We start from the raw sequence: 23861 nt of genomic DNA, 5'->3' as shown, positions 1-23861 counted from the left end.
CATGCCGATGAAGGGCGACAGCCCGGCGCCGGCCGGACGGAGCGTCAGCGTGACCGGCCCCGCGGCCTTGGCGGTTTCCGGGTCACAGCTTGCGCAGTTCGCTGGTGGCGCATAGGACCGGCCCGATCAGCGGGCCGATGCGGTGGACGGTCCACCGCCCGCCGGTCAGCGCTCCGGGCGGTACCTCGTCAACGATCCGGCCGGTCCTGCCGGCCGCGCGGGGGTCATCCGCACACGACACGATCAGGACCATGTCGCCCGCGTGGAACGGCATGTCAGCGCTTCCGGATGTCGCGGTAGATCCCGTAGACCACCAGTGCCACCAGCGCCACCGCCGCTGAGGCGATCGCGAGGGCGACCGCGGCGAACGCGACGGTGATCATGAGCATGGAGCCGCCGACCGCGATCGCGAGCCACTTGCCCGCGGTGCCGGTCTGCTGGACCACGACGGGTGCCGGCGGCGGGACCGGCTGCTGTGCTTGGACGATCTGCGCGGCCTTGACGGCGGCGAGGATCATCGCGAACTGCTCGCCCTGCCGGGCGGCTTCAACCGCCTCGGCAGAGGCTTTACTGACATCGGTCACGGCTGGATACCTCCGGTCTGCTGGTCGGTGTCGGCGGTGCAGCGCTTCCATGCCGCGCGCAGTCGCATCTCGGCTGCGGTGTGGCCAGCCGTGCGGAAGCGGGAGGCCATCTCGCGGTACGACAGCGGCGGTGTCTGACCGGCCAGGATTGCGGCCACGATCGCGTCAAGTGCGTCGTCGCTGAGCGCTGGCGCGTCCAGGGCCGGGACCGGCTCGACCGGGCCCCACACCGGGAGTTCCCAACGCCCGTGTGACGCGGGTGTGGTGCGGCTGGTCACGCTGGTCAGCGCGTCGGCGGCGCTCTCATTCGCGCGGGCCTTCTCCAGCACCGCCCATGCCTCCGACAGCGCGGCGGCGGTGGCGGCCTGGACGCGGGCGACACGCGAACCAGCGGTGGTCACGGCCAGCAGCCGGGTTTCCTCCGTGGTGGCGTCCGCGTGCAGCCGGGCGCGGGCGACGGCTGCGGTGTCGCGGGCTTCCTGCTGAATGCCCGCGATGGCCTCCAGCGCGGCCGGGGTGAGCGCGGTGCGCTCCCACATGCCATGCACCAGCCACAGCGCCTTGGCGGCGACCGGCAGCCACGCCACGGCCAACCACGCACCCGCGGACGCTTCCGCAAGCATGGCGTGCGCCACCAGAACGCCCGTGGCGACCAGACCGAAGCACCAGCCGACCGCGGTGACGGCGCGGGAGTGGTCGCCCTGCGCGGCAAGACGCCGTTCGTAGGCCAGGGTTGCCAGCCAACCGCCGTCCAACCCGAGACCGACGACCAGAGCGACCGGCCACGGCATCGCCGTACCGAGCCACATCACGACCACGGCCAGCGTGAGCACCATCGACACCAGCGTCATCGCGACGGCGGGTGCGACGGTCAGCAGCCGGCGCAGGTTCCTGCGGGTGCGGTTCATCGCCGCTCACCCCCGGTGGGTGCCTGGTAGTGGGTGTAGGTGGTGGGCGGCTTGGACGCGAGTTGCTTGCGCAGGTAGGCGGTGTTCCACGCGACGCCGATGGCGTCGCTGATCGGTTCAGCCAACGCGGCGCGCAGCGCCAACACGGCGTCCAGCACGCGGTCTTCCAGCAGCCGGGAAAACGCCGGGCCGTCCCCGACGGTGGCGGGCGAGGGAATGTCGATTGCTTCCAGCACCGCTTCCAGCAGTGCGCGCACCTCGGGGTTCATGCCGCGACCCCCTTGCGGCGGGTCCGGCGGCGGGGGAGCGGGATCGGGCGGGGGGCCGGGGCGAGGTTCAGCAGTTCCGGCATGGTGCGGCCGATCGTCTCCACGGCGAGCGCGGTGGTGCGGTCGTAGAGGGTGGGGTCGTCGGCGAGGATGTCGCGCGCCGCGGCGAGCCGCGCGGCCCGCTCGGTGTCGCTCTCGCCGTCCTCGCCAAGCCACAGTTCCAGCGGGGTGCCGAGGGCGAGTTCGAGGAAGTCGGTCGTGGTGGCGGCCCGGTGGGGGCCGATGAAGTCATCCATGGGGTTGCGTCTCCGAACGGAAGCGAAAGGGGCCCGGACCGGCCGGCGTCGTGGCGGATGGACAGCCGGCCCGGGGCAAGAAGGGGTGAGGGTCAGAGCAGGGTGATCAGCAGGGCCGCGACCAGCAGCCACAGATGATGGAAGGACTGGTCCAGCGCGTAGGCGCCGGTCCCCAGATGCGCCGCCGGCGTGCCGTCCACGGTGACCGGATGCGCCGGGTGGGCCGCGGTACCGAGTACGTAGAACTCGGTCTTACCGGTCACCCGCGCCAGCGCGGCCAGCGTGGTGCGCCGGTCGGCCCACCAGTGCGTGACCGCGTCCACGGCCATCCCGGCCAGCAGACCGACCAGCGACAGGCCCAAGCCGAGCAGCGCTGCCACGGGCAGCAGAACGGCGAGCTTGGTGGCGGTCAGCGTGACCACGTGCCGGGTGTCGGCGAGCCGTCCCGGCCAGCCGGGACGGCCCTTGGCCGCCGACTGGGCCGAGGTCTGCACCCAGTGATCACCCACACTGTGGGCGACATACAGCGCCGCGAACACCGCAGCGAACGTGCCGGCCGCGGCGCTCACCGGCCACTTCCGTTCTCAGAACGCTTGTTGGCCTCGCCGACCTTGCGCCACAAATCCTCGCGCTCGACATCGGTCAGGCCGATGATGGTGAACACAGGTTCCTCCCAAGGGTTCCTGTACAGCGGCGTCCGGGAGGCAACCCGGACGCCGCACCTGTTTGTGGCTGGTCGATTCGAGCAGCCACGGACCGGAGCCGCCCCGTCGTGGGACGGCAGCGACGCCGGACCGTGCGCGCTCGACACGCACCCGTGACGCCAGCCGCTATCCGGCCGTTTCGGCATCACGCAATGACGCAAAGGGCCGCGACCGGCAGGTCAGCACCGGTAGCGCCCAAAGGACTTCGCTGGAACATGTGCACCTCGCAGATCAACGAACGGTGCTTGACGTGCTTGTTTGTCTCCTTCAGGACTGCGGCTCCCGTACGAGGTAGAGCCGCCATGGCCTGCTTCAGGCAGAGACGTGACCTTTCGGTCTCGTGCCCTCCGGATGCAAAGGCTCCGGGCGCCTCCCCCCGACCAACGCGGGGCTCCTGCGCTTCAGACACCGACCCACTCGACATCTGGTGCGCACCAGAAGGTTGGCATCTGGTGCGCACCAGAGTCAAGTGATTCTCGCTCGCTGTCTCGCTGCGCAGTTCCAGAAGACCGCTGCGGCGGCGCTCCTGGTAGGCAACAACTCTTAACTCCAGTCCCGTTAACCCCTGTTGACCTGCTCTGTTGTGAGGCATGCTGGTCAGAGTCGGCCAATGCCGAGCAATGGGCGGTGACTTGTGAGTGAAGGACTTCGCACAGCGCGGAAGGCGCGCGGCTGGTCGCAGGAGCGACTGATACGGGAGGTCGAGCGCTACGCGCGGCAGCACCTCACAGACGTTGCATCGACCGCGAGCCTGAAGGTCTATGTGTCCGAGTGGGAGAACGGGAAGCGGCCCATCTCGGAGCGCTACGCGCAAATCCTCCGGGCGCTGCTTGGCGTCACAGACGCAGAACTTCGCGGCGGCTCAACACTGTTGGCTCGGGCGACAACTGATGGGTATGACGATCTGCTCGCCCGAATCGACTCCGCGAGCACCGTCAGCCATTCCATGGTGAAGACACTCAACGATCAGACAGAGTTGCTTCGCACGATGGATCGGCAGATGGGTGCCGTCGGCCTGGTCGATCAGATGACAGGCCATCTCTCTGCCCTCGAAGACGCACTCAACTTTGCAGTGCTTCCGGAGACGCGCCGCCCCGTTGCGCTTGCACTAGCCGGGGCGTCCACGCTCGCAGCCTGGCAAGCGCTTGATACGGGGGCCGTCGAACGAGCCTGGCGTCATTACGAGATGGCGAAACGTGCCGCCCAAGATGCGGATGCGCCCATGTACCTCGCACACGCCATGGCAGAGCAGGCATACGTTCTGTGCGAGGCGGGCCGACCTGCACTCGGAGTGGCCTTGGTGCGCGACGCCCGTAGGACAGTTGGCCGGCGGGCGTCCCCTCGGTTGTTGGCGTGGCTCTACGCGGCCGAAGCGGAATTGTGTGCACAGGCCGGGATGCCTGATGACAGCCGCCGGGCGCTGGAATCGGCTTTGACGAGCATCCCGGATGGACCTGAAGACCGAGACCCGGACATGTTGAGCATCTTCCTCAATGGCAGCCACCTCACCCGATGGCATGGCAATGTCCTGGCCTTGCTCGGTGACGATGAGGCGGTGGGCCGCCTCTACGACGCCCTCGAAGTCGTTGACGTGTCATTTGTCCGCGCGCAGGCAGGACTGCGCTCCGACCTCGCTCATGCTCACCTCTCACGAGGGGAGTACGACCAAGCAAACGCCCACCTACGGCAGGCGCGCCTACTCGCAAACCGCACCGGATCAGCGCGGCAACGTCGCCGTATCGACCTGCTCAGCACACGGTTGTAGCGCTCTACTTTCCCCGATTGGCGAGGATGTGCAGCAGGGCCACCAGGGTGCCGGACCCCATGAGGTCACCGCGCCCCATCAGGCCAGGAATGTCGGCTAGCGGAACCCACTCCACGTGCCCCGCTTCCTCAAGGTCCGTCGGCGAGCCAACCCGTTCAGCGCCGCGACCAACGAAGATCTCGTGAGGCGAATCCACCATGCCGACCATCGGCTGAAAGGTCACGACGTGCTCAAGTGCCGTCGGACGCCAGCCCGTTTCTTCCTCGACTTCACGCAAGGCAGTCGCGTTGCCGTCCTCGCCAGGGTCCACGATGCCACCGGGGAGTTCCCACCCCCACTGCTGAGGAACGAACCGGTACCGCCAAAGCATCAGGACACGATCCTGATCGTCCAGAACGGCCGCGATGGCAACGCGTTGCAGCGTCACGACATGATGCTCGAACCGCTCAATGCCGGGCGGCTCAACATCCCACAGCTCAACCTTCGCCCAAGGGTTGTTGTAGATCTCTCGCTTGCCGTGGATCTGCCAGGGCTCCAGTCCAATCGGCGCCTGGATGCTCACCCCGCCGGGCACGCGGTAGGAACTCCGGCCGTGAACCTCAAGCGCTCCCTCAGCCACCAGTCGCGCCAGGACTTGCCGCAGCGCGGTGCGGCCGATGCTGAGCTTGTCCACCAGTGCTCGTTCAGAGGGAAGCCTGTCGCCGGCCGCTAGCTCGCCGTTGGCGAGCCACTCGCGAATCGTCTCATAGACCTTCGCCGTCTTCGGGCCCATCTACGGCACACACTCCGTTCGCTCGTCGGTGACAACAGGGTATATGGGGTCGGAGTGGACTGGCGAGTTGGGCTGAATGATGTGATCCAAGGCCCCGGATGGCATCGAGCTGAGCCTAACCCAATCTCTCAAGCGATTCCTCTTCGAAGCGCAGATTCATTTCCGCTCGGTCTAGTAAGTCTTCATATGTCAAAACTTGAACTCGACTCAGGTGTGAATTGAACGTTCGGATCGTTTGGTCGACTATTTTCTTGGCGTGATTAGGGACGTGATGAGAGTGGCCAATCACCACGGTCCCGCAGAGTCGACTCATGTCGTATTCTACTCCGTGTTCATTGCGGAAGATCTGTTCCATTGCACTGCCGGATTGGTCTAGCTGCTTGATGTAGTTCATTAGCTGACCGACCGCTGAGTGTACCTCGTTGCCGACTATGAGATGGCTTCGATGCCTCTTTATGAGGTCTCGAACATTTGGCCCTTTTAGTTCAATTATGTGCAGAGCGCCAGAGGATTCGACCAGAGGGATGTCGTATTCGTCTAGCATTACGAGACTGCGACGGTGTGCGATACCCACGTATTGCCCACCGAATATCCAGGTATGTCCTTCGAGAGCCTTCTGCATGACGGTCTCGTTCGATTCTGGTTGCACGGCGAGTTGCTTCAGGAATGTAATCACCCCGCGTCTCCGGGCGATTACGGCCGCCTCAATTGCATTTAGTCCCGACGATGATGCCGTTAATGCCGATAGTACTTCCTTTAGATCCCCGTGCTCCGCTAGGGCCTCTCCTAGTTCTGCGGCATTCACGTCTCCATTATCGAGTAGCGATAGAAGAGTTGCGGATGCGGAAGCCGTGTCCACGAGTCGATATCTGCCCGCCACGTTAAACGAGCCTGAGAGGAATGCTGCAAGTTTCTCAATTTCGACATCCTCGCAGAACCAGTTCTGTTTCGGGTTGTCAAAATCGAAATCGTTCGAGCCGATTTTGCGAGCAAAACTTTTAAGACGCAACTCCTCTTTTTTGATCTCGCCGGTTTCGGGATCTCCAAATCTAGAGAAGGTTGCAGTCTTAAGTACATCCCTTCCTCTCTTTATGTCGATGCTGCGTGTGCCAAAGAGACCGTCTTCCTCTCTGGGGTCCAGTCCCCAAGCCCTTACTTCCTCGGCTCCGTCGACCATGTCGGCCTCCCGACTGCTGAATATGGTGGCTGGGATCATTTCACGGTAAGGAGGGGATGCGCTGGGACTTTGGGTATTCGACATTTTTTCGAACGCTTATCCGATGTGTATTGTGGCGGTTGTGTAGTACTGATTCAGGCGGGGCGTTAGCAGCTCGGTACGTTGCTTCTGCGTGCGGCCGGGATCCGCTTGTCTGGTTGGCGGACGTCTTGGGCCGTCCCGGGGCCGTGCGGGGTCGGCCATCGTGCACCAGCAACGACCATCGCCGACCCCCACAGCGCAGGTGGCCGTAGGGTTCGCCGATGAACGTGCAGGTCAACCCGGCGGGGCTTAAGTTCCTGCGCAACAAGAAGCAGGAGTGGGAGGAGTACCGCTCCGAGGTCACCGCCTTCGAGCTGCGGAAGAACCTCCCCAACCTGTAGCCGAGAGGAGCTGCTCGGCGACGCCGCGATCGCCCGGACCGACGCCTCGGGCAGCCCCGCCACATCGCTGATGCCGCGCATCTCCAGCGCGTCGGTGGTCACGACCCCGTCGTACCCGAGCTCACCGCGCAGCAGACCCGTCAGAACCGCAGGGCTGATCGTCGCGGGCACCGTGTCGAGCACCTCCGGGGTCAGGGCAGCCAGGCGGGGGCCAGGGCTGAGGGGGTGAGGAGGCGGGGGGCGCCGGTGCCGTCGGCGGGGGCGGTGTACAGGTCGGATCCGTAGTCGCCGGGGAGGGAGTAGGCGACGGTCGCGTTGTCGGACCACACGGCCTGGTCGTCGACGCTGCGGGTCTCGGCCAGCGGCCACTCGCGCGAGGTGGCCAGGTCGAGGACGTAGAGGCGCCAGGGGGCGTCGGCGGGCAGGCCGGGCACGCGTTTCTTGAAGGCGATCCGGGTGCCGTCGGGGGAGAGCGACGGGCACTCGACGTTGGTGCGCAGCGTGGTGACGGTACGGGTGGCGATGTCGCCGCGCACGAGGTAGGTGTGGCCGCCGGTGGCGAGCGTGGCGTAGAAGTGTTGGTCGTCGGCGAAGGTGACGCCCCAGAAGTTGACGTCGGCGGCGCGCACGCGATGCCCGTCGCGGGTGACGGCGTAGTCCTCAAGGGACGACTGGAGGGTCCCGGCGCGGGTGTCCAGGATCGAAGTGCGGGTGGAGAAGTCGGTGCCCGCGTACGAGTCGCCGCCGACGAAGACGGTCCAGGCGGCCATCCGCCCGCTGGGCGAGACGCGGGCGCGGGTCGGGATGCCCGCGAGCGGCACACGGCGGGTGGCGCGCAGCGCCGAGTCCAGGACGACCGCGTCGTACGAGTCGTTGACGGCGCCGCGCTTGGCCTGGAGGCAGATGCCGGTGCCGCCCGCCGCGTAGAAGCGCAGGCACTTCACGCCGGACGCGACGCGGGGCCCGTCCGGCGCGGAGGCGGGCACCGAGGCCAACTCGTCGCGGTGCGGCCCCCACGCCATGGAGCGGAAGACGATACGGGGGCCGCCGACGGCCAGCGAGACCGTACCGGCGCGCACGGCGGGGCCGCCCGCCTGCACCTGGTTCCTGCGGTCGGCCCGGTCGGCGGCCCGCCACACCGCGACCCCCGCCACGCACGCCAGCACGGTGATGCTGGCCAGTAGCACGAGCAGCCGGTTGCGCATGCTCATGCCGCCCTCGACCCGCCCGCTCATGCCGTCGCCTCCGGCGCCGTGGGAGTCCGTGACGGCCGCAGCCGGACCGACAGCGCGACGCTCGCCGTCAGTGCCAACGCAGCCCCCGTCAGGGCGGATTGGTCGCCCCACGCGGTCCACGCCGCCCCGAAGGCTAGGGAGCAGAAGAAGCGCGCGGCGGCCTGCCCGGTCTGTACGAGCGCGAGCCCGCTGGAGCGCAGCACCGCCGGTACGGAACCGGCCGCGGCCGCCATCAGCACACCGTCCGTGGCCGCGTAGAAGGCCCCGTGCAACGCCAGTACGGCGTACGGCAGTACGCCCGCCCGCAGGTGGGCGAGGAGCAGCCCGTACGCCAGGAGCAGCGCGAAGTGGCCGCCGACGAAGACCCGCCAGCGGCCGACTCGGTCCGCCCAGCGGCCCAGCGGCACGGCGAGCAGCAGGAAAGCGGCGGCGGTGCCCAGCGGGAGGAGCGCGAACCACCGGTCGGGGACGCCGAGTCGGCGTTGCAGCAGCAGATAGACGAAGGAGTCGCTGACAGTGGCGAGCCCGAGCGCCACCGCGCACAGCGCCAGCCCGCGCAGCTCCCGCCGCCCGAGCAGCCCCACGGCGGCCCGTAAGGACGGCCGGTCAACGTCCTTTTCAGTGAAGGGAGTTGACCGCCGTACGTCCGACGGCACGAACAGCAGCAGCACGACCACACCGACCGCCGCCACACAGAAGCTGACGGTGAAGACCGCGTCGTACCCCTCCGCCGCCTGACGGAGAATCAGAAAGGCGGCCAGCGGCCCGAGCAGCGCCCCGGTGGTGTCCATCGCGCGGTGCACACCGAACGCCCGGCCCCGCGACTCCGGCGGCGCCGACAGCGAGATGAGCGCGTCGCGCGGCGCGGTCCGCAGGCCCTTGCCGGTGCGGTCGACGGCGAGCACCGCGCCGATCAGCGGCAACGTGTGCACGGCCAGCAGCAGCGGCTTGCACAGCGCGGACAGCCCGTACCCGAAGGCGGCCACCGCCTTGTGCCGCCCGCCGCGGTCGGCGAGATGCCCGCCGACCAGCCGTACCACCGCGCTGAATCCGTTGTAGACGCCGTCGAGCAGACCGAAGCCGAGCGGGGAGAGCCCGAGCCCGGTGACCAGGTACAGCGGCAGCACCGCGGTGACCATCTCCGACGACACATCGGTGATGAGGCTGACCGCGCCGAGCGCGAGCACCGTCGAGGTGACCGCGGACGACCGCCCGGGGCGCGGGCCCCGGGCGGTCGTCGGCGCTGTCGGCGGGCTGTCCGCCGCGCTCGTCGGTGCGGGTGTCGCGGGCGTGCTGCCGCGGCTCTCGCTGACGTACATCGGTCAGTTGGTCCAGATACCGGTGATGTCCGCGGCGGACGCGGCGTTGCCCGCGTGCCCCGAGGTACCCGCCAGATCCTCCAGCGTGCGCAGCAGGTTGTAGTGGTTGTAGTTGGTCGCGGACGAACTGCCCGCGGTGACCGGCTGACCGTAGAAGACGGTCGGAATCCGGTTGCCGCTCAGCGAGTTGTCCTCGTCGAAGGTCACGACCAGCACGCTGTTGTGGGTCTTGGCCCATGTCGCGTACGCGCCCAGGTTGTTCTTGATCCAGGTGTCGCCGGTCGCCACCGAGCAGTCGTGCATGTCGCTGCACAGGTTCGGTACGACGAAGGACATCCGCGGCAGCGTCGAGTAGTCCGTCGGGAACTGCGCGAAGGTCTTCGCGGTCGACGTCGGGACATTGCCGAAGCCGAACCACGGGTTGTGCTTCTGCGCGTAGTTGCCGCTCTTGCAGGTCGTCGAACCCTGGCTCGGCAGCGTCTCGTTGTAACTGCCGAAGGTCTTGCCCGCGGCGATCACCTCGGAGCCGAGATTCGCAGCCGAGCTGAAGCCGATCTTCACGCAACTGTCGTCCGTCACGCCCTGCGTGGACCCGGAGAACAGTGCGTAGTAGTTCGGCTGGCTCGGGTGCGTGATCGCGTGGCTCTGCGTGAGATTCGCGCCGCCGGTCGCCAGCGAGTTGATGTACGGCGCGCTCGAACTGCCGATGACCTGGCTGTACGCGTGGTTCTCCATGACCACCACGAGGGTGTGGTCGGGGGTGGGCACAGAACCGGCCGCGTGCGCCGAACCGCCGAGACCGGTCCACAGACCCACGGACGCGGCGGCGAGGCCGATTGCGGACAACAGAGCGGTGCGGCTGCGGCGGGGCAGAGTCCAGCCGTGCACGGCGTACCTCCGGTAGTGGGGGGAAGGACGAGGAACCGCTGTACATGACAATTTTAGGAGCCCGGTCGCGTCAGGGCGAGCGGGCGCCGGGTGAAATGAAGGCGAACACCGAGGTACGGCCTGCCGCCGGCTCCCACGGCCCTCCTGCCGGGGGCACCGCGCCCCTGCCCCCACCGGGCAGCCCGCCGCCACGCGCCAGGTCCAGCGTGTGCCGGGCTCCACGGCCGAGTCCGTGATGTCCCCCCGCGCCGCGGGGGCCTCGGGCCGGGAGGCGGGGTGGTGCGGTCGGTGGGGCGGCGCTGCGCGCGCCGTGCGGTGCGGGTCATGTGGTTGCGCCCACACCGTGCGGGGCCTCGGGCCGGGAGGCCGCGGTGGTGCGGCTGGTGGGACGGCGCTGCGCGCGCCGTACGGTCCGGGCCGCGCCGTGCGGTGCGGTGCGGGCCGTGCGGTTGCGCCCACGGCGCGGGGGCCTCGGGCCGGGAGGCGGGGTGGTGCGGTCGGTGGGGCGGCGCTGCGCGCGCCGCGTGGTGCGAGTCATGCGGATGCGCCTACGCCGTGCGGGTCGTGCGGATGCGCCTACGCCGTGCGGGTCGTGCGGTTGCGCCCACGCCATGCGTGCCGTGCGGTGCGGGTCATGTGGTTGCGCCCACGCCATGCGCGCCATGCGGTCCGGGTCGCGCCGCGTGGTGCGGGTCGTGCGGTTGCGTCCACGCCCGTGCGGGCCTCCTGCCCGCTGGGGCGGGGCGGTGGATCGGGCCCGTGTGCTGGCCCCGGCATCGGGGCCGGGTGGCCTGGCGGCCGCGCTCCGGCTCCCGAGCCCCCCGCAGGGGGTTACGCTCAAACCGAAGCCTTGATCGATCCTGGCTTGCGCGGGACCGTTCCGGGGTACGGGACACGCGCCACGGGTCTCGGTCACGCGCCACGGCGAAGCCAAGCCGAGCCAAGCCAGTCGAGCGTCACCCCGCCACACCACATGACCCGCCGGGAGGGCCGATGCAGGGACGCCGGAGCAGTACGTTCACGCGGCTGCTGCGGCACGGCTTCACGGACCCGGCGGCGGCCGAGCGGCTGCTGGAGCTGCCCGAGCTGTCGACGGTCAGGACGGACCCGGTGCTGCTGGAGGCGCTGGGCGCGACGGCCGACCCCGACCAGGCGCTGATCAGCCTGGTACGCCTGGCGGAGGCGCTGGACCCGGCGGAGCGGCGGACGCTGCTGGACACCGTCATGACGGCGAAGCCGCTGCGCGACCGCCTGCTAGGCATCCTCGGCGCCTCCGAGGCCCTCGGCGACCACCTCGCCCGGCACCCCGCCCACTGGCACGCGCTGGTGATGTACGAGTCCGCCGACCTGCACCCGGGCGTCGCCGACTTCGTCCGGGCCCTCTCGGGCGCCGACACCCCCGACGCGCTGCGCGTCGCCTACCGCCGCTGCCTGCTCGGCATCGCCGCCCGCGACGTGTGCGGCACCAGCGACCTGGTGCGTACCGCCGGAGAACTGGCCGACCTCGCCACCGCCACCCTGCGCGCCGCGCTGGCGATAGCCGCCGCCGAGAGCCCGCAGGACGCCGCCGTCTGCCGGCTGTCCGTCATCGGCATGGGCAAGTGCGGCGGCCACGAGCTGAACTACGTCTCCGACGTCGACGTCGTCTACGTGGCGGAACCGGCCGAGGAGACGGCGGGCCAGGAGGACGCGGAGGGCACGGCCGTACGCGCCGCCACCCGGCTGGCCGCCCGGATGATGCAGATCTGCTCCGACACCACCGCCGAGGGCACGATCTGGCCGGTCGACGCCAATCTGCGGCCCGAGGGCAAGAACGGGCCGCTGGTCCGTACGCTCTCCAGCCACCTCGCCTACTACCGGCGGTGGGCGAAGACCTGGGAGTTCCAGGCGCTGCTCAAGGCCAGGCCGGTCGCCGGGGACGACGCGCTCGGCGGGGAGTACCTGGCCGCGATCCGCCCGCTGGTCTGGCAGGCCGCGGAGCGCGAGAACTTCGTCACCGACGTGCAGCAGATGCGCCGCCGCGTCGTGGAGAACATCCCCGCCGCCCAGATCGACCGCGAGCTGAAGCTCGGCCCCGGCGGCCTGCGCGACGTCGAATTCGCCGTGCAGCTCCTCCAACTCGTGCACGGCCGCACCGATCCGTCGCTGCGCAGCGGCACCACGCTGACCGCGCTCGCCGACCTCGCCGCGGGCGGCTACGTCGGCCGCACCGACGCCGCCGCGCTCGACGACGCCTACCGCTTCCTGCGGCTGATGGAACACCGCATCCAGCTCCAGAAGATGCGCCGCACCCATCTGGTCCCCGACGACCAGGCGGGACTGCGTCGCCTCGGCCGCGGCCTGGGCTTCCGCGCCGACCCGGTCGCCGAGCTGAACCGGGAGTGGAAGCGGCACGCCATGGAGGTACGGCGGCTGCACGAGAAGCTGTTCTACCGGCCGCTGCTGGACGCGGTCGCCCAGCTCGGCGGCGAGGAGACCCGGCTCAGCACCGACGCGGCCCGCCAGCGTCTCCAGGCGCTCGGATACGCCGACCCGGCCGCCGCCGTCCGCCACCTGGAGGCGCTGGCCAGCGGCGTCAGCCGCAAGGCCGCCATCCAGCGCACGCTGCTGCCGGTGCTGCTCGGCTGGTTCGCGGACTCCGCCGACCCCGACGCCGGGCTGCTCGGCTTCCGCAAGGTCTCCGACGCGCTCGGCAAGACCCCGTGGTACCTGCGGCTGCTGCGCGACGAGGGCGCGGCGGCGCAGCGGCTGGCCCGCGTCCTCTCCTCGGGGCGGCTCGCCCCCGACCTGCTGATGCGTGCCCCCGAGGCGGTCGCGCTGCTCGGCGCCGCCGACGGTCTCGTGCCGCGCGACCACACCGCCCTGGAGCAGGAGGTGCTGGCCGCCGTCGGCCGCGCCGACACCCCCGAGCAGGCCATCGCCTCGGTACGGGGAGTACGCCGCCGCGAGCTGTTCCGTACCGCCGCCGCCGACCTCATCGACACCTACGGCGACGACGAGGAGGCCCAGGAGGAGACACCCGAGGAGCCGCCGGACCCCGCCGCGCTGGTCGACCGCGTCGGCACCGCCATCTACGGGCTCACCGCCGCGACGCTCGCGGGCGCCCTGCGCGCCGCCGTCAACCACGTCACCGGCAACGACGCGCATCCGCTGCCCACCCGCTTCGCCGTCATCGGCATGGGCCGCTTCGGCGGCCGGGAGCTGGCCTACGGCTCGGACGCCGACGTGCTCTTCGTCCACGAACCCCTCGACGGCGCGGACGAGGGCGAGGCCACCCGCGCCGCGCTCGCCGTCGCCGACGAGCTGCGCCGCCTGCTCCAGATCCCCACCGCGGACCCGCCCCTGCTGGTCGACGCCGATCTGCGGCCCGAGGGCAAGAGCGGGCCCATGGTCCGCAGCCTCGCGTCGTACGCCGCCTACTACCGGCGCTGGGGGCTGATCTGGGAGAACCAGGCGCTGCTGCGCGCCCTGCCGGTCGCGGGCGACGCGGATCTCGGCGCGCGGTTCACCGCCCTGGTCGACCCGCTGCGGTACCCGGAGAACGGCCTCGAAGAAGAGGCGGTCCGCGAGATACGGCGCCTGAAGGCCCGGATGGAGACCGAGCGGCTGCCGCGCGGCGCCGACCCCACGACGCACGCCAAGCTCGGGCGCGGCGGGCTGTCCGACGTCGAGTGGACGATCCAGCTCGTGCAGCTCCAGCACGCGGGGCGGCTCCCCGCCCTGCGCACCACCGGCACCCGCCCGGCCCTCGCCGCCGCCCGCGAGGCCGGGCTCGTCGACCCCGAGGACGCCGCCGTCCTCGACGACGCCTGGGTGCTCGCCACCCGCGTCCGCAACGCCGTCATGCTCGTCCGCGGCCGCCCCGGCGACACCTTCCCCAGCGACGGCCGCGAACTCGCCGCCGTCGGCCGCTACCTCGGCTACCCGCCCGGCCACGTCGGCGACATGCTGGAGGACTACCGCCGCCGCACCCGCCGCGCCCGCGCCGTCGTCGAACGCCTCTTCTACGCCTACGAGTAGCCCGCCTCGGACCGGCTCGGGTCGGGCCGGCTCGGGTCGTTCGGGGGTCGTGGGTCGGGGGCTGCGGGAGAGGGGTTCGAAATCCGTATATTTACGGCACTTCTGGTACTCCGTATCCGGTGACCTCTCCTGCGCCACAAATATCCGGCAGCATTTCGCCCCCCTCCACCCCCACCCCCTCCACCCCCGCAAGGGGGAGGGGGCGGAACGCGGGGGCGCCCCTGCGGTCTTGACGCCCCCGCAGTCACGGCGGAGGAAGGGCGGAACGCGGGGGCGCCCCTGCGGCCTTGACGCCCCCTCAGTCACGGCGGAGGGAGGCTGGGACGTCGGGGCGCCCTTGGGGTCTTTGAGACCCGAGGAGCGAGGAGCTAGCCCCGGCCCCCCGTAGACCGTCGGGCGCCGAGGCACCCCAGCCCGCCCACCCCCTTCCCCGGAACCCCCCACCGGCAGGCGGACGCCGACGTACCGGAAGGGGACGGGCCGGGGTGCCCCCGCAGAAATACGTCAACAGGAACGGCACCGAATCCCCAGGACCAGGTGAGACGGATTTCGAGGAGGTGCCCCGGCCCGGCACCGACCAGGCACAAGCGGCACCCGCAGACGACAAAACACCCGCACGGGTGGGCGGGCGGGCAAGAAAAACCCCTAGTCGGAAAGCGTCTCCGCCCACGTACGGGACCAGTGGTCCAACGGCGCGATGGCCTCGGCCAGGCCCGCACCGAGAGGCGTGAGCCCGTAGCGCCCCTGATCGCCCTGCGCGAGCAGCCCGGCGGCGGCCAACTCCCGCAACCGCTGATAGAGAACGCTCGGCGACATCGCGTCGCACCGTTCCCGCAGATCGCGGGCCCCGACCGGCCCGTCCCGCAGCTCCCAGAGAATGCGCAGCGCCCAGCGCCGCCCCAGTAGATCGAGCGCGGCCATCAGGGGGCGCCCGGTGCGGGAGCCACGGACCTCGCCGCCCGGCCGGGGGCCACCCGTGCCACCCGCCATCCGACCCTCCTTGACGCTTCTGATTCCGTAATCATACGGTGGTGTCAGGCGTTACGGAATGCGAAACGTGCACGAGCTGGAGGAGCAGGGATGGGCGAACCGACCGCTTTCTACGAGCCCGACCCGGACGGGTCCTTCGTGGCGACGGACGCCACCCAGGGCCCCTGGTCGCCCGACCTCCAGCACGGCGGCCCGCCCAGCGCGCTGCTGGTCCGCGAGTTCGAGGCCCTGATCGCGGCGACGGCACGCGACGGCGACTCCGACGGCGGCCCCGAGGGCCGGCCCGACGGCCACCTCGCGAAAATCGCCATGGACTTCCACGGCCCCGTCCCCGTCGGCCCGGTCCGCGTCCGCGCCTCCGTCCTCAAGCCCGGCAGGCGCGCCCAACTCCTCGCGGGCGAGCTGAGCGTCGACGGCCGGGTCGTCCTGTCGGCCCGCGCCTGGTGGCGCCGCCGCTCACCCGGCCTCGTCCCGGACGTCCCCGTCCAGGCCCCGGCGCTGCCGGACCCCGACGACGTCGTCCCGGCGGACCCGCTCCCCGGCCACTTGGACCATGGCTGGATCGCGTCCATGGACTACCGCTACCTCGCCGGATTCGTCACGACGCCGGGACCGGCCACGGTGTGGGTACGCCCGAAGTTCCCGCTCGTGGCGGGCGAGACGACCTCCGGCACCCAGCGGGCCGTCCTCGTCTCGGACGGCGCCAGCGGCTTCAGCGCCGCGCTGGACTTCCGCACCCACCTGTTCAGCAACCTCGACCTCGTGCTGAGCTTCCTGCGTCCGCCGGTCGGCCCCTGGGTGGCGCTGGACGCCGTGTCAGCCCTGGACGGGGCGGGCGGGGGTACGACCAGCACCCGCCTCGCCGACACCGCCGGTTACCACGGCTTCGCGCTCCAGACGCTGTACGTGGCGCCGCATCATGCCGTCTGAGGGTCCGACGCCCGGGCCGACACCGCGTCCACCGGCTGGCGCGGCATCCGGTACAGCCAGCGCCCGTAGACCAGGTACGAGATTCCGTAACCGACCGCCAGGCACACCACACCGCCGACCGCGTCCAGCCAGAAGTGGTTGCCGGTGGAGATGATGACGGTGAGGGTGAACACCGGGTACAGCGCGCCCAGTGCCTTCGCCCAGGTGTGCTTGGCCAGCATCGCGATGGTGATACCGCACCACAGGGACCAGCCGATGTGCATCGACGGCATGGCCGCGTACTGGTTCGACACATGCGCAAGGTTGCCCGAGGACAGCGAGCCCCAGGTGTGGTGCACCTCGACGGTGTCGATGAAGCCGCCGCCCGTCATCAGCCGGGGCGGCGCCAGCGGGTAGAAGTAGAAGCCGACCAGAGCCATGGCGGTGGTCACGAAGAGCACCAGACGGGCCGGCCCGTACCGCCCCGGATGGCGGCGGTAGAGCCACACCAGCACACCGATGGTGATGATGAAGTGCAGCGTGGCGTAGTAGTAGTTCATGATGACGATCAGCCAGGTCGCCGAATTCACGGCGTGGTTGACGGACCGTTCGATCGCCAGACTGAGGTGGTTCTCGAAGGACCACACCGACGCGGCGTGTCGCAGGGCGACGGTCTTCTGCTCCGGAACCGCGTTCCTGATCAGCGAGTACACCCAGTAACTGACGCCGATCAGCAGGATCTCGAACCAGAGCCGGGGTCTGCGGGGTGTGCGGATGCGCCTGATGAGGGTGTGGCGCGGCTCCGTGCGGGCCACGCCGGTCGCTCCATCCGGGGGAGTGGAACCGGTGGAGCGCGGCGAGGCGGTCGTACGGCCGCCCATAGTCTTCGCAGTCGGTTCCCCCATGGGACACCAGTCTGCCAGATTCGCCCCGTATCGCAGGTCAGCCTTCGGTCGGATCCTGCGTGCCGCCCGTCCCCCTTGAGGAGGGTTTCTGTGCGGGCACGGGCGTGTTCCGCGCGGTCGGCGCGGCGGCTGTTGAACCTCGAACGACCAGCTCGGGCAGGAAGACGAATTCGCTGTGCGGCGCCGGTGTGCCGCCGATCTCCTCCAGCAGCGCGTTCACCGCGGCCTGGCTCATCGCCGCGACCGGCTGCCTGATGGTGGTCAGCGGCGGATCGGTGAAGGCGATCAGCGGCGAGTCGTCGTAACCGACCACCGACACGTCCTCCGGCACCGACAGGCCCTGCTGCCTGGCCGCCCGGATCGCGCCGAGCGCCATCATGTCCGACGCGCAGACGATCGCGGTGCAGCCCGAGGCGATCAGCGCCGTGGCCGCCGCCTGGCCGCCCTCCAGTGTGTACAGCGAGTGCTGGACCAGTGTCTGCGCCTCGTCCTCCGCCAGGCCCAGCACGTCCGCCATGGACGCCGTGAAGCCCTCGATCTTGCGCTGTACGGGGACGTACCGTTTCTGCCCGACGGCCAGGCCGATCCTGCGGTGGCCGAGCGCCGCGAGATGGGTGACGGCCAGTCGGACCGCGTCCCGGTCGTCCGGCGACACGAACGGCGCGTCGACCTTCTCCGAGAAGCCGTTGATCAGCACGAACGGCACGCCCTGGCCCTGGAGCCTGGCGTAGCGCTCCATGTCGGCGGCCGAGTCGGCGTGCAGACCGGAGACGAAGATGATCCCGGCGACCCCCCGCTCGACCAGCATCTCCACCAGCTCGTCCTCGGTGGACCCGCCGGGCGTCTGGGTGGCCAGCACCGGGGTGTACCCCTGGCGGGTCAGCGCCTGTCCGATGATCTGCGCGAACGCGGGGAAGATCGGATTCAGCAGCTCGGGGGTGATCAGCCCGACCAGTCCGGCGCTGCGCTGGCGCAGCCGGACCGGCCGCTCGTACCCCAGGAGGTCGAGCGCGGCCAGTACGGATTCACGGGTGGTCGTGGAGACACCGGGTTTGCCGTTGAGTACCCGGCTGACCGTCGCTTCACTGACCCCCGCCTGGGCTGCGATGTCAGCGAGCCGCGCGGTCACAGCACCGGATGCTAGGGGACGGAACGCCACCACGTCAGATCGCCCACCAAATTGCCGTGTCTGCGGAGATAGTCAGCTCAATGCTGCCATTCTCCGTGTTCGGGACGCCCGCCGTCGAGCCGCCGCTGACATCGCTGTCAGCGCTGACGTCACCGCCGCCGGAGCCGGGGCCGCTGGTGGAGTCGGAGCCGGTGCCGGTGCCAGTGCCCGCGTGAAGGCCGCTGTCGCTGGACAGCAGCATCCGCCCGGGGCCGGGAAGCGTCACCGTCACCGGCTCGCGGGTCAGGTTGACCGCGCAGACGAAGCTCCCGGCGCCGGGCTCGTCCCCGCCGCCCCTGCGGAAGGCCAGTACGCCCTCGGGCGCGTCCAGCCACGTCACCGCGGCGCCCGCACCCAGCGCCGGGTGCTCCCGGCGCACCGCGAGGGCCGCCCGGTACAGCTCGAGAGTCGACGCCGGGTCGCCCGTCTGCGCCTCGACGCTCAGGCCCGCCCAGCTCTTCGGCTGCGGCAGCCAACTCGGCCCGCCCGCCGGACCGAAGCCGTACGGCGCCTCGTCGCCCGACCACGGGATCGGCACCCGGCAGCCGTCGCGGAAGCCGTCCTGCCCGGCCGCGCGGAAGAACGACGGGTCCTGCCGTACCTCGTCCGGCAGGTCCGTCACGTCCGGCAGGCCCAGCTCCTCGCCCTGGTAGAGATACGCCGAACCCGGCAGCGCCAGCATCAGCACGACCGCGGCCCGCGCCCTGCGCAGCCCCAACTCCCGGTCACCCGGCTCACGTTGCTGCGTCCCCAGCTCCGGCGGATTGCCGAAGCGCGTCGCGTGCCGGGTCACGTCGTGGTTGGACAGCACCCACGTGGCGGGCGCACCCACCGCGCTCATCGCGGTCAGCGACTTGTCGATGACCTTGCGCAGCTCCGGCGCGTCCCAAGGGGTGCTCAGATACTCGAAGTTGAACGCCTGGTGCAGCTCGTCGGGGCGCAGGTAGAGCGCGGCCCGCTCGATCGTCGGCGTCCACGCCTCGGCGACCGCGATCCGGTCTCCCGCGTACTCGTCCAGGATGCGGCGCCAGCCGCGGTAGATCTCGTGCACACCGTCCTGGTCGAAGTACGGCATCGCCGCCGTGCCCAGCAGCGTGAGCTGCTCCGCGTGCCCGATGTCCGGCAGGCCCTCGGCCTTCACCAGGCCGTGCGCGACGTCGATCCGGAAGCCGTCGGTGCCCAGGTCCAGCCAGAAGCGCAGCACGGAGCGGAACTCGTCGTGCACCGCCGGGTGGTTCCAGTTGAAGTCGGGCTGCTCGGGCGCGAACAGGTGCAGGTACCACTCGCCGGGCGTGCCGTCCGGGTTGACCGTACGGGTCCAGGCCGGGCCGCCGAAGATGGACTCCCAGTCGTTGGGCGGCAGTTCGCCGTCCGCGCCCTTGCCGGGCAGGAAGTGGAAGCGGTCCCGCAGCGGCGAGCCCGGTCCCTCGTGCAGCGCCCGCTTGAACCACTCGTGCTGGTCCGAGCAGTGGTTGGGCACCAGGTCCACGATGACCTTCAGGTCCAGCGCGTGCGCGGCCCTGATCAGGTCGTCGGCGTCGGTGAGGCTGCCGAACATCGGGTCGACGGCCCGGTAGTCGGCCACGTCGTACCCCGCGTCGGCCTGCGGGGAGGCGTAGAACGGCGACAGCCAAACCGCGTCCACACCCAGCTCGCGCAGGTACGGCAGCCGGGCGGTGATCCCGGGCAGGTCGCCCATGCCGTCGCCGTTGCCGTCGGCGAAGCTGCGCGGGTAGACCTGGTAGATGACCGCGTCGCGCCACCAGTCTCTGCGCTGCGCCCCGGCGTCGCCTGCGGCGTCGGCAGTGGCGGAGCTGGGCGCGTGGGTGAGGTGCTGGCTCATGGCTTCCTTCATTGTTCCGGGCCTTCGGCGGCGGGGGAACGACAACTGGCTTACGTACGTGGTGCGGTGCGGACGGTCGGGCCCTCGCGGGGCCCTCGCGGGCCTCAGCCCTTGGTGCCTCCGGCGGTGAGGCCGGCCACCAGGTGGCGCTGGACGAGCAGGAAGACGATGCCCGCGGGGATCGCGATCACGACCGAGGCGGCGGTCATGCTGCCCCAGTCGGCGCGCTGGTCGGAGGCGAAGGTGCGGATGCCCGCCGCCAGCGTGGAGTGCTTGTTGCTCATGAACTGGCTGGAGTAGGCGACTTCGCCCCACGCGGTGAGGAAGCTGTAGAAGGCGGTGACCGCGAGGCCCGGCCGGGCCAGCGGCACGATCAGCCGCCAGAAGGTGCCGAACGGGGTCAGGCCGTCCACCCGGCCCGCCTCGTCGATGTCGCGCGGGATCGTGTCGAAGTACCCCTTGAGCATCCAGGCGCAGAAGGGCACCGAGATCGTGCAGTAGACCAGGACCAGGCCGAGGTAGGTGTCGATCAGGTCGAGCTGCGCCATCAGGTTGTACAGCGGCACGATCAGCACGGCCACCGGGAACATCTGCGTGATCAGGAAGGTCCACATCAGCGACTTGTGCCCGGGGAACTTCATCCGGGAGATCGCGTATCCGGCGCTGGAGGCGATCAGCACGCCGAGCACCGTGGTGGCCGCGGCCACGATCACCGAGTTGAGGAACCACTTGGGGAAGTTGGTGTGGAAGAGCACGAACCGGTAGTTGCCCAGGCTCAGATGGCGCATGACCTCGCCGGGCTGCTGCCACGAGGTGCTGGGGCCCAGCGAGATGAAGACGATCCACAGCACGGGGAAGACCGCGACGGCGCTCGCCACCAGCAAGGTGGCGTGCAGCGCGAGCGAGGCGCCGCGGCTGCGGGTGCCGCGCGGGCGGTACTTGCGGCGCGCGGCGGACCCGGGGGCCGCGCCGGTACGGGTGGCGGGGGCGGTGGCGGCCGGGCCGCTGTGGGTGGTGGCACTCATGGTGATCCGGCTCCTATGCCTGCTCGGACTTCAACTGGCGGCGGTAGAAGGTGGAGAAGGCCACAAGGATGAGGAGGATGACGATGCCGTAGGCCGCGGCGCCCGAATAGTCGGACACTCCGGTGAACGCCTTCTCGTAGGCGTACGTCACCAGGATGTCGGTGTCCCCTGTGGTGTTGTTGCCGAGCAGCAGGAAGATGATCGGGAACATGTTGAACGTCCACACGGTGCTCAGCAGGATCACCGTGCTGGTGACCGGCCGCAGGCCCGGCAGCGTCACGTTGAGGAACCGCTGCAACGGCGTCGCGCCGTCCATCTCGGCCGCCTCGTACAGCTCGCTGGGTATGGACTGGAGGCCGCCCAGGGTCGCCACCATCATGAACGGCACGCCGCACCAGACGTTGACGATGATGACCGCGATCTTCTGCGCGAAGGGGGTGCCCAGCCAGTCCTGGGCGGGCATTCCCATGTGCGTGATGATGTCGTTGAAGACGCCGTACTGCGAGTTGAACATCAGCCGCCAGGCGAAGACGCCGATGAAGGCGGGGACCGCCCACGGCAGGATCAGCGCGAGCCGGTAGAAGAGGCGGAAGCGCACCGGGCGGTTGAGCAGCATCGCCATGCCGAGGCCGATGGCGTAGGTGATCGCGACGCAGGACACGGTCCAGATGACCGTCCACTGGAGCCGCGGGTAGAAGTCGCCGTCCTTGCCGGAGATGATCTGCCAGTAGTTGTGCAGGCCCACGAAGTCGTACGTGGCGCCGATGTGGACCGGGCCGATGTCCTTGGCGACGTTCATCTCGGTCGCGTTGGTGAGCGACAGGTAGATGCCGTACACCAGCGGGTAGAGGACGAGCACGCCGATGACGATGAGCACCGGGGCGACCATCACCCAGGCGTACCAGTACTTGTCCCAGGACCGCCGCAGCGACGTCCTGAGGCCCGGCCGGGGGGCCTTGCCCCGGGCGGGGGTGTCCATGGTGGCGGTGGTCATCGCTCCTCGGCTCTGTCGGGTCTTGTGGCTGTTCAGGAATGGACCGGACCGGCCGGCCGGGCGCGTGGGCCCCGCCTGTTCAGGTGGCGGGGCCCCGGCCGGCCGGCCCGGAGAAAAGGGGGCTACTGGACGGTGAATCCGGGCAGCAGCTTGCCGAACTCCTTCGCCGCCGTGTCGAGCCCGTCCTTCACGGAGGTCTCACCCTGAAGGATCTTGATGTACTGCTGCTGGAGCGGCGTGAACAGGCTGCCGACCTGGGGCAGCGCCACCCGCGGCCGGGCGGTGTCCATGATCGGCTTGAACCCGGCGATCTGCGGGTTCTTGGTGACCTCGGCGGTGTACGCGGACGTCCGCGTCGGCAGCGTGCCGTTCTTCAGCGCGATCTGCTGCTGGCTGCTGGAGGAGGTCATGAACTGCGTGAACAGGTACGACGCGTCCAGGTTCTTCGAGCCCTGGTAGACCGCCAGGTCGTGACCGCCGGTCGGCGCCAGCGCCTTGCCGGTCGAACCGGCCGGGACCGGCGCGTACCCCAGGTTGCTCTCCTTGCCCTGGAAGGCGCTGCCCGCCAGGTCGTCGCTGACCGACCAGGGGCCCTGGATCAGCATCGCGACCTTGCCGGTCTTGAAGGACGTCTGCATGTTGTCGTACGCGCTCGCGAAGTCGACCTTCAGCGAGGAGGTGTCGTAGACCTCCTTGGCCTTGGTCACCGCCTTGACCGCCTCGGGCGAGTTGATCGTGATCTTCTTGCCCGCCGGGTCCGCCAGGTCGGCGCCCTCGCCGAACAGCAGCGGGAACAGGAAGTACGAGTCAGGGTTCACGTACGTGCCCGCGACCCCCGGCACCTTCTCCTTGATCTTCTTGGAGTCCGCGATCAGCTCGTCCCACGTCTTCGGCGGCGCGGTGATCCCCGCCTTCGCGAAGATGTCCTTGTTGTAGAGCAGCCCGAGGGTGTCCGTCACCGACGGCACCCCGTAGGTCTTCCCGTCGTACTTCGTCGTGTTCAGCGGCCCCGCCAGGAAGTCGCCGGTGTCCGTCAGCGCGGCCGTGCCGTCCAGCGGCGCGATGTAGTGCAGCGACGCGTACTCCGGGATCAGGCCGACGTCCGCCCTGATCACGTCCGGCGCGCCCTTGCCGCTCTGCGCCGCCGCCTTGAACTTCTGCTCCACCGTGGTGAAGTCCACGTTCTGGTAGTTCACCTTGATCTTCGGGTACTTCGCCTCGAAGTCCGCGATCAGCGCCTTGTACGTCGGAGCCTCGTTCTTCGCGTCCGAGGTGTCCCAGTACGTGATCGACCCGGTCACCGCCGCCGGGTCCTTCGCCGCCGACGCCTTGTCATCCTTGCTGTCACTGCTACCGCCACAGGCGGTCACCCCGAGAACGATGGCCGCGGCCATCGCCACGGCGGATATGCCGCGTCGCATACCTGACTCCTTGAAGAGGGAAGTGCCCGTTCGCCCAGATCCGACTGGCTCCACTGCTCGGGCTGGGCAGGAACGTAACAGCGATGCAATCCCTTGCGAAAGTCCTTGCAAGCAACTTTCTGCAAGAACCCTTCCAATGTGACGAACGCGTTACCACCGTGCGACGCCCGCTCGGGGAGGCGGAACGCGGTGCGGGCCGTGGACGGCCGGGGGATGCCGGACGGCGGGAAGACCTGTACGGAAGGGG

General features: G+C 69.8%; 21 protein-coding genes and 2 pseudogenes. 4 read left to right on the top strand and 19 right to left on the bottom strand.

Features of this window, described 5'->3' with window-relative positions; all coding sequences use genetic code 11:
* Positions 1 to 82: 82 nt before the first annotated feature.
* From ACFZBB_RS00235 to ACFZBB_RS00210, 6 genes are all read right to left on the bottom strand, one after another.
* Entirely contained in the window at positions 83 to 274 is a 192-nt protein-coding gene (locus ACFZBB_RS00235; protein ID WP_391116268.1) for a hypothetical protein, read from the bottom strand.
* A gap of 1 nt (position 275) precedes the next feature.
* On the bottom strand, positions 276 to 584 hold the full coding sequence (locus tag ACFZBB_RS00230) for a hypothetical protein (protein ID WP_391116266.1): 309 nt from the start codon (positions 582 to 584) through the stop codon (positions 276 to 278).
* Positions 581 to 1492: a protein spdB gene (locus ACFZBB_RS00225; RefSeq protein ID WP_391116264.1), complete on the bottom strand. Its 912-nt coding sequence runs from the start codon at positions 1490 to 1492 to the stop codon at positions 581 to 583. Before ACFZBB_RS00225 ends, ACFZBB_RS00230 begins: the two co-directional genes overlap by 4 nt.
* The gene (locus ACFZBB_RS00220; RefSeq protein WP_391116262.1) at positions 1489 to 1761 is read right to left on the bottom strand and encodes a hypothetical protein; all 273 of its coding nucleotides are present in this window, start codon (positions 1759 to 1761) and stop codon (positions 1489 to 1491) included. Before ACFZBB_RS00220 ends, ACFZBB_RS00225 begins: the two co-directional genes overlap by 4 nt.
* Positions 1758 to 2057, bottom strand: a complete 300-nt coding sequence (locus tag ACFZBB_RS00215) for a hypothetical protein (protein WP_391116260.1) — start codon at positions 2055 to 2057, stop codon at positions 1758 to 1760. Before ACFZBB_RS00215 ends, ACFZBB_RS00220 begins: the two co-directional genes overlap by 4 nt.
* 92 nt (positions 2058 to 2149) lie before the next feature.
* A complete protein-coding gene (locus ACFZBB_RS00210) occupies positions 2150 to 2626 on the bottom strand; it encodes a transcriptional regulator (RefSeq protein ID WP_391116257.1) in 477 nt (158 codons plus the stop codon).
* A gap of 769 nt (positions 2627 to 3395) precedes the next feature.
* Between ACFZBB_RS00210 and ACFZBB_RS00205 the strand changes: the two genes are divergently transcribed.
* Positions 3396 to 4526, top strand: coding sequence for an XRE family transcriptional regulator (locus tag ACFZBB_RS00205; RefSeq protein ID WP_391116255.1), 1131 nt, complete (start codon positions 3396 to 3398; stop codon positions 4524 to 4526).
* A 4-nt stretch (positions 4527 to 4530) separates the two neighbouring features.
* On the opposite strand, the gene ACFZBB_RS00200 is transcribed toward ACFZBB_RS00205, so the two are convergent.
* Both ACFZBB_RS00200 and ACFZBB_RS00195 read right to left on the bottom strand, forming a co-directional pair.
* Positions 4531 to 5298 (bottom strand): NUDIX domain-containing protein, encoded by a 768-nt coding sequence (locus ACFZBB_RS00200; protein WP_391116253.1) that lies wholly within the window; start codon positions 5296 to 5298, stop codon positions 4531 to 4533.
* Between the two features lie 115 nt (positions 5299 to 5413).
* Positions 5414 to 6475 carry a Shedu anti-phage system protein SduA domain-containing protein gene (locus ACFZBB_RS00195; protein WP_391116252.1) on the bottom strand — a complete coding sequence of 354 codons (1062 nt, stop codon included), beginning with the start codon at positions 6473 to 6475 and terminating at the stop codon, positions 5414 to 5416.
* A gap of 335 nt (positions 6476 to 6810) precedes the next feature.
* On the opposite strand from ACFZBB_RS00195, the pseudogene ACFZBB_RS00190 reads away from it, so the two are divergent.
* Positions 6811 to 6897 (top strand): annotated as a pseudogene (locus tag ACFZBB_RS00190) (glutamine synthetase); the annotation flags it as partial.
* Positions 6898 to 6930: 33 nt separating this feature from the next.
* On the opposite strand, the pseudogene ACFZBB_RS00185 reads toward ACFZBB_RS00190, so the two are convergent.
* The 4 genes and pseudogenes from ACFZBB_RS00185 to ACFZBB_RS00170 all read right to left on the bottom strand — a co-directional run.
* Positions 6931 to 7068, bottom strand: a pseudogene (locus ACFZBB_RS00185) (glycoside hydrolase family 3 N-terminal domain-containing protein); the annotation flags it as partial.
* 20 nt (positions 7069 to 7088) lie between these two features.
* The gene (locus tag ACFZBB_RS00180) at positions 7089 to 8108 is read right to left on the bottom strand and encodes a TolB family protein (RefSeq protein WP_391117433.1); all 1020 of its coding nucleotides are present in this window, start codon (positions 8106 to 8108) and stop codon (positions 7089 to 7091) included.
* Positions 8109 to 8128: 20 nt separating this feature from the next.
* Complete coding sequence (locus ACFZBB_RS00175; protein ID WP_391116250.1) at positions 8129 to 9451, bottom strand: MFS transporter; 1323 nt, start codon at positions 9449 to 9451, stop codon at positions 8129 to 8131.
* A 3-nt stretch (positions 9452 to 9454) separates the two neighbouring features.
* Positions 9455 to 10339 (bottom strand): alkaline phosphatase family protein, encoded by an 885-nt coding sequence (locus tag ACFZBB_RS00170; protein WP_391116248.1) that lies wholly within the window; start codon positions 10337 to 10339, stop codon positions 9455 to 9457.
* Between the two features lie 993 nt (positions 10340 to 11332).
* Here ACFZBB_RS00170 and ACFZBB_RS00165 point away from each other — a divergent pair.
* Positions 11333 to 14359: a bifunctional [glutamine synthetase] adenylyltransferase/[glutamine synthetase]-adenylyl-L-tyrosine phosphorylase gene (locus tag ACFZBB_RS00165; RefSeq protein ID WP_391116246.1), complete on the top strand. Its 3027-nt coding sequence runs from the start codon at positions 11333 to 11335 to the stop codon at positions 14357 to 14359.
* 645 nt (positions 14360 to 15004) lie between these two features.
* On the opposite strand, the gene ACFZBB_RS00160 is transcribed toward ACFZBB_RS00165, so the two are convergent.
* Positions 15005 to 15280: a winged helix-turn-helix transcriptional regulator gene (locus ACFZBB_RS00160; protein WP_391044258.1), complete on the bottom strand. Its 276-nt coding sequence runs from the start codon at positions 15278 to 15280 to the stop codon at positions 15005 to 15007.
* 159 nt (positions 15281 to 15439) lie between these two features.
* Between ACFZBB_RS00160 and ACFZBB_RS00155 the strand changes: the two genes are divergently transcribed.
* On the top strand, positions 15440 to 16279 hold the full coding sequence (locus ACFZBB_RS00155; protein ID WP_391116244.1) for an acyl-CoA thioesterase domain-containing protein: 840 nt from the start codon (positions 15440 to 15442) through the stop codon (positions 16277 to 16279).
* On the opposite strand, the gene ACFZBB_RS00150 is transcribed toward ACFZBB_RS00155, so the two are convergent.
* From ACFZBB_RS00150 to ACFZBB_RS00125, 6 genes are all read right to left on the bottom strand, one after another.
* Positions 16267 to 17163, bottom strand: coding sequence for a phosphatase PAP2 family protein (locus ACFZBB_RS00150; protein ID WP_391116242.1), 897 nt, complete (start codon positions 17161 to 17163; stop codon positions 16267 to 16269). The two genes, ACFZBB_RS00155 and ACFZBB_RS00150, sit on opposite strands and share 13 nt — an antisense overlap.
* Before the next feature lie 37 nt (positions 17164 to 17200).
* On the bottom strand, positions 17201 to 18292 hold the full coding sequence (locus ACFZBB_RS00145; protein WP_391116240.1) for a substrate-binding domain-containing protein: 1092 nt from the start codon (positions 18290 to 18292) through the stop codon (positions 17201 to 17203).
* Between the two features lie 34 nt (positions 18293 to 18326).
* Positions 18327 to 20174, bottom strand: coding sequence for an alpha-amylase family glycosyl hydrolase (locus tag ACFZBB_RS00140; protein WP_391116238.1), 1848 nt, complete (start codon positions 20172 to 20174; stop codon positions 18327 to 18329).
* A 104-nt stretch (positions 20175 to 20278) separates the two neighbouring features.
* Complete coding sequence (locus ACFZBB_RS00135) at positions 20279 to 21199, bottom strand: ABC transporter permease subunit (protein ID WP_391116236.1); 921 nt, start codon at positions 21197 to 21199, stop codon at positions 20279 to 20281.
* Positions 21200 to 21212: 13 nt separating this feature from the next.
* On the bottom strand, positions 21213 to 22193 hold the full coding sequence (locus ACFZBB_RS00130) for a carbohydrate ABC transporter permease (RefSeq protein WP_188283291.1): 981 nt from the start codon (positions 22191 to 22193) through the stop codon (positions 21213 to 21215).
* Positions 22194 to 22315: 122 nt separating this feature from the next.
* Positions 22316 to 23614 carry an extracellular solute-binding protein gene (locus ACFZBB_RS00125; protein WP_391116234.1) on the bottom strand — a complete coding sequence of 433 codons (1299 nt, stop codon included), beginning with the start codon at positions 23612 to 23614 and terminating at the stop codon, positions 22316 to 22318.
* Positions 23615 to 23861 lie beyond the last annotated feature (247 nt).

The organism is Streptomyces sp. NPDC008139, assembly GCF_042957025.1.
Classification (GTDB): domain Bacteria; phylum Actinomycetota; class Actinomycetes; order Streptomycetales; family Streptomycetaceae; genus Actinacidiphila.
Note: the sequence above shows the minus strand (reverse complement) of the source record. Positions and strands in the feature narration are given on the sequence as shown.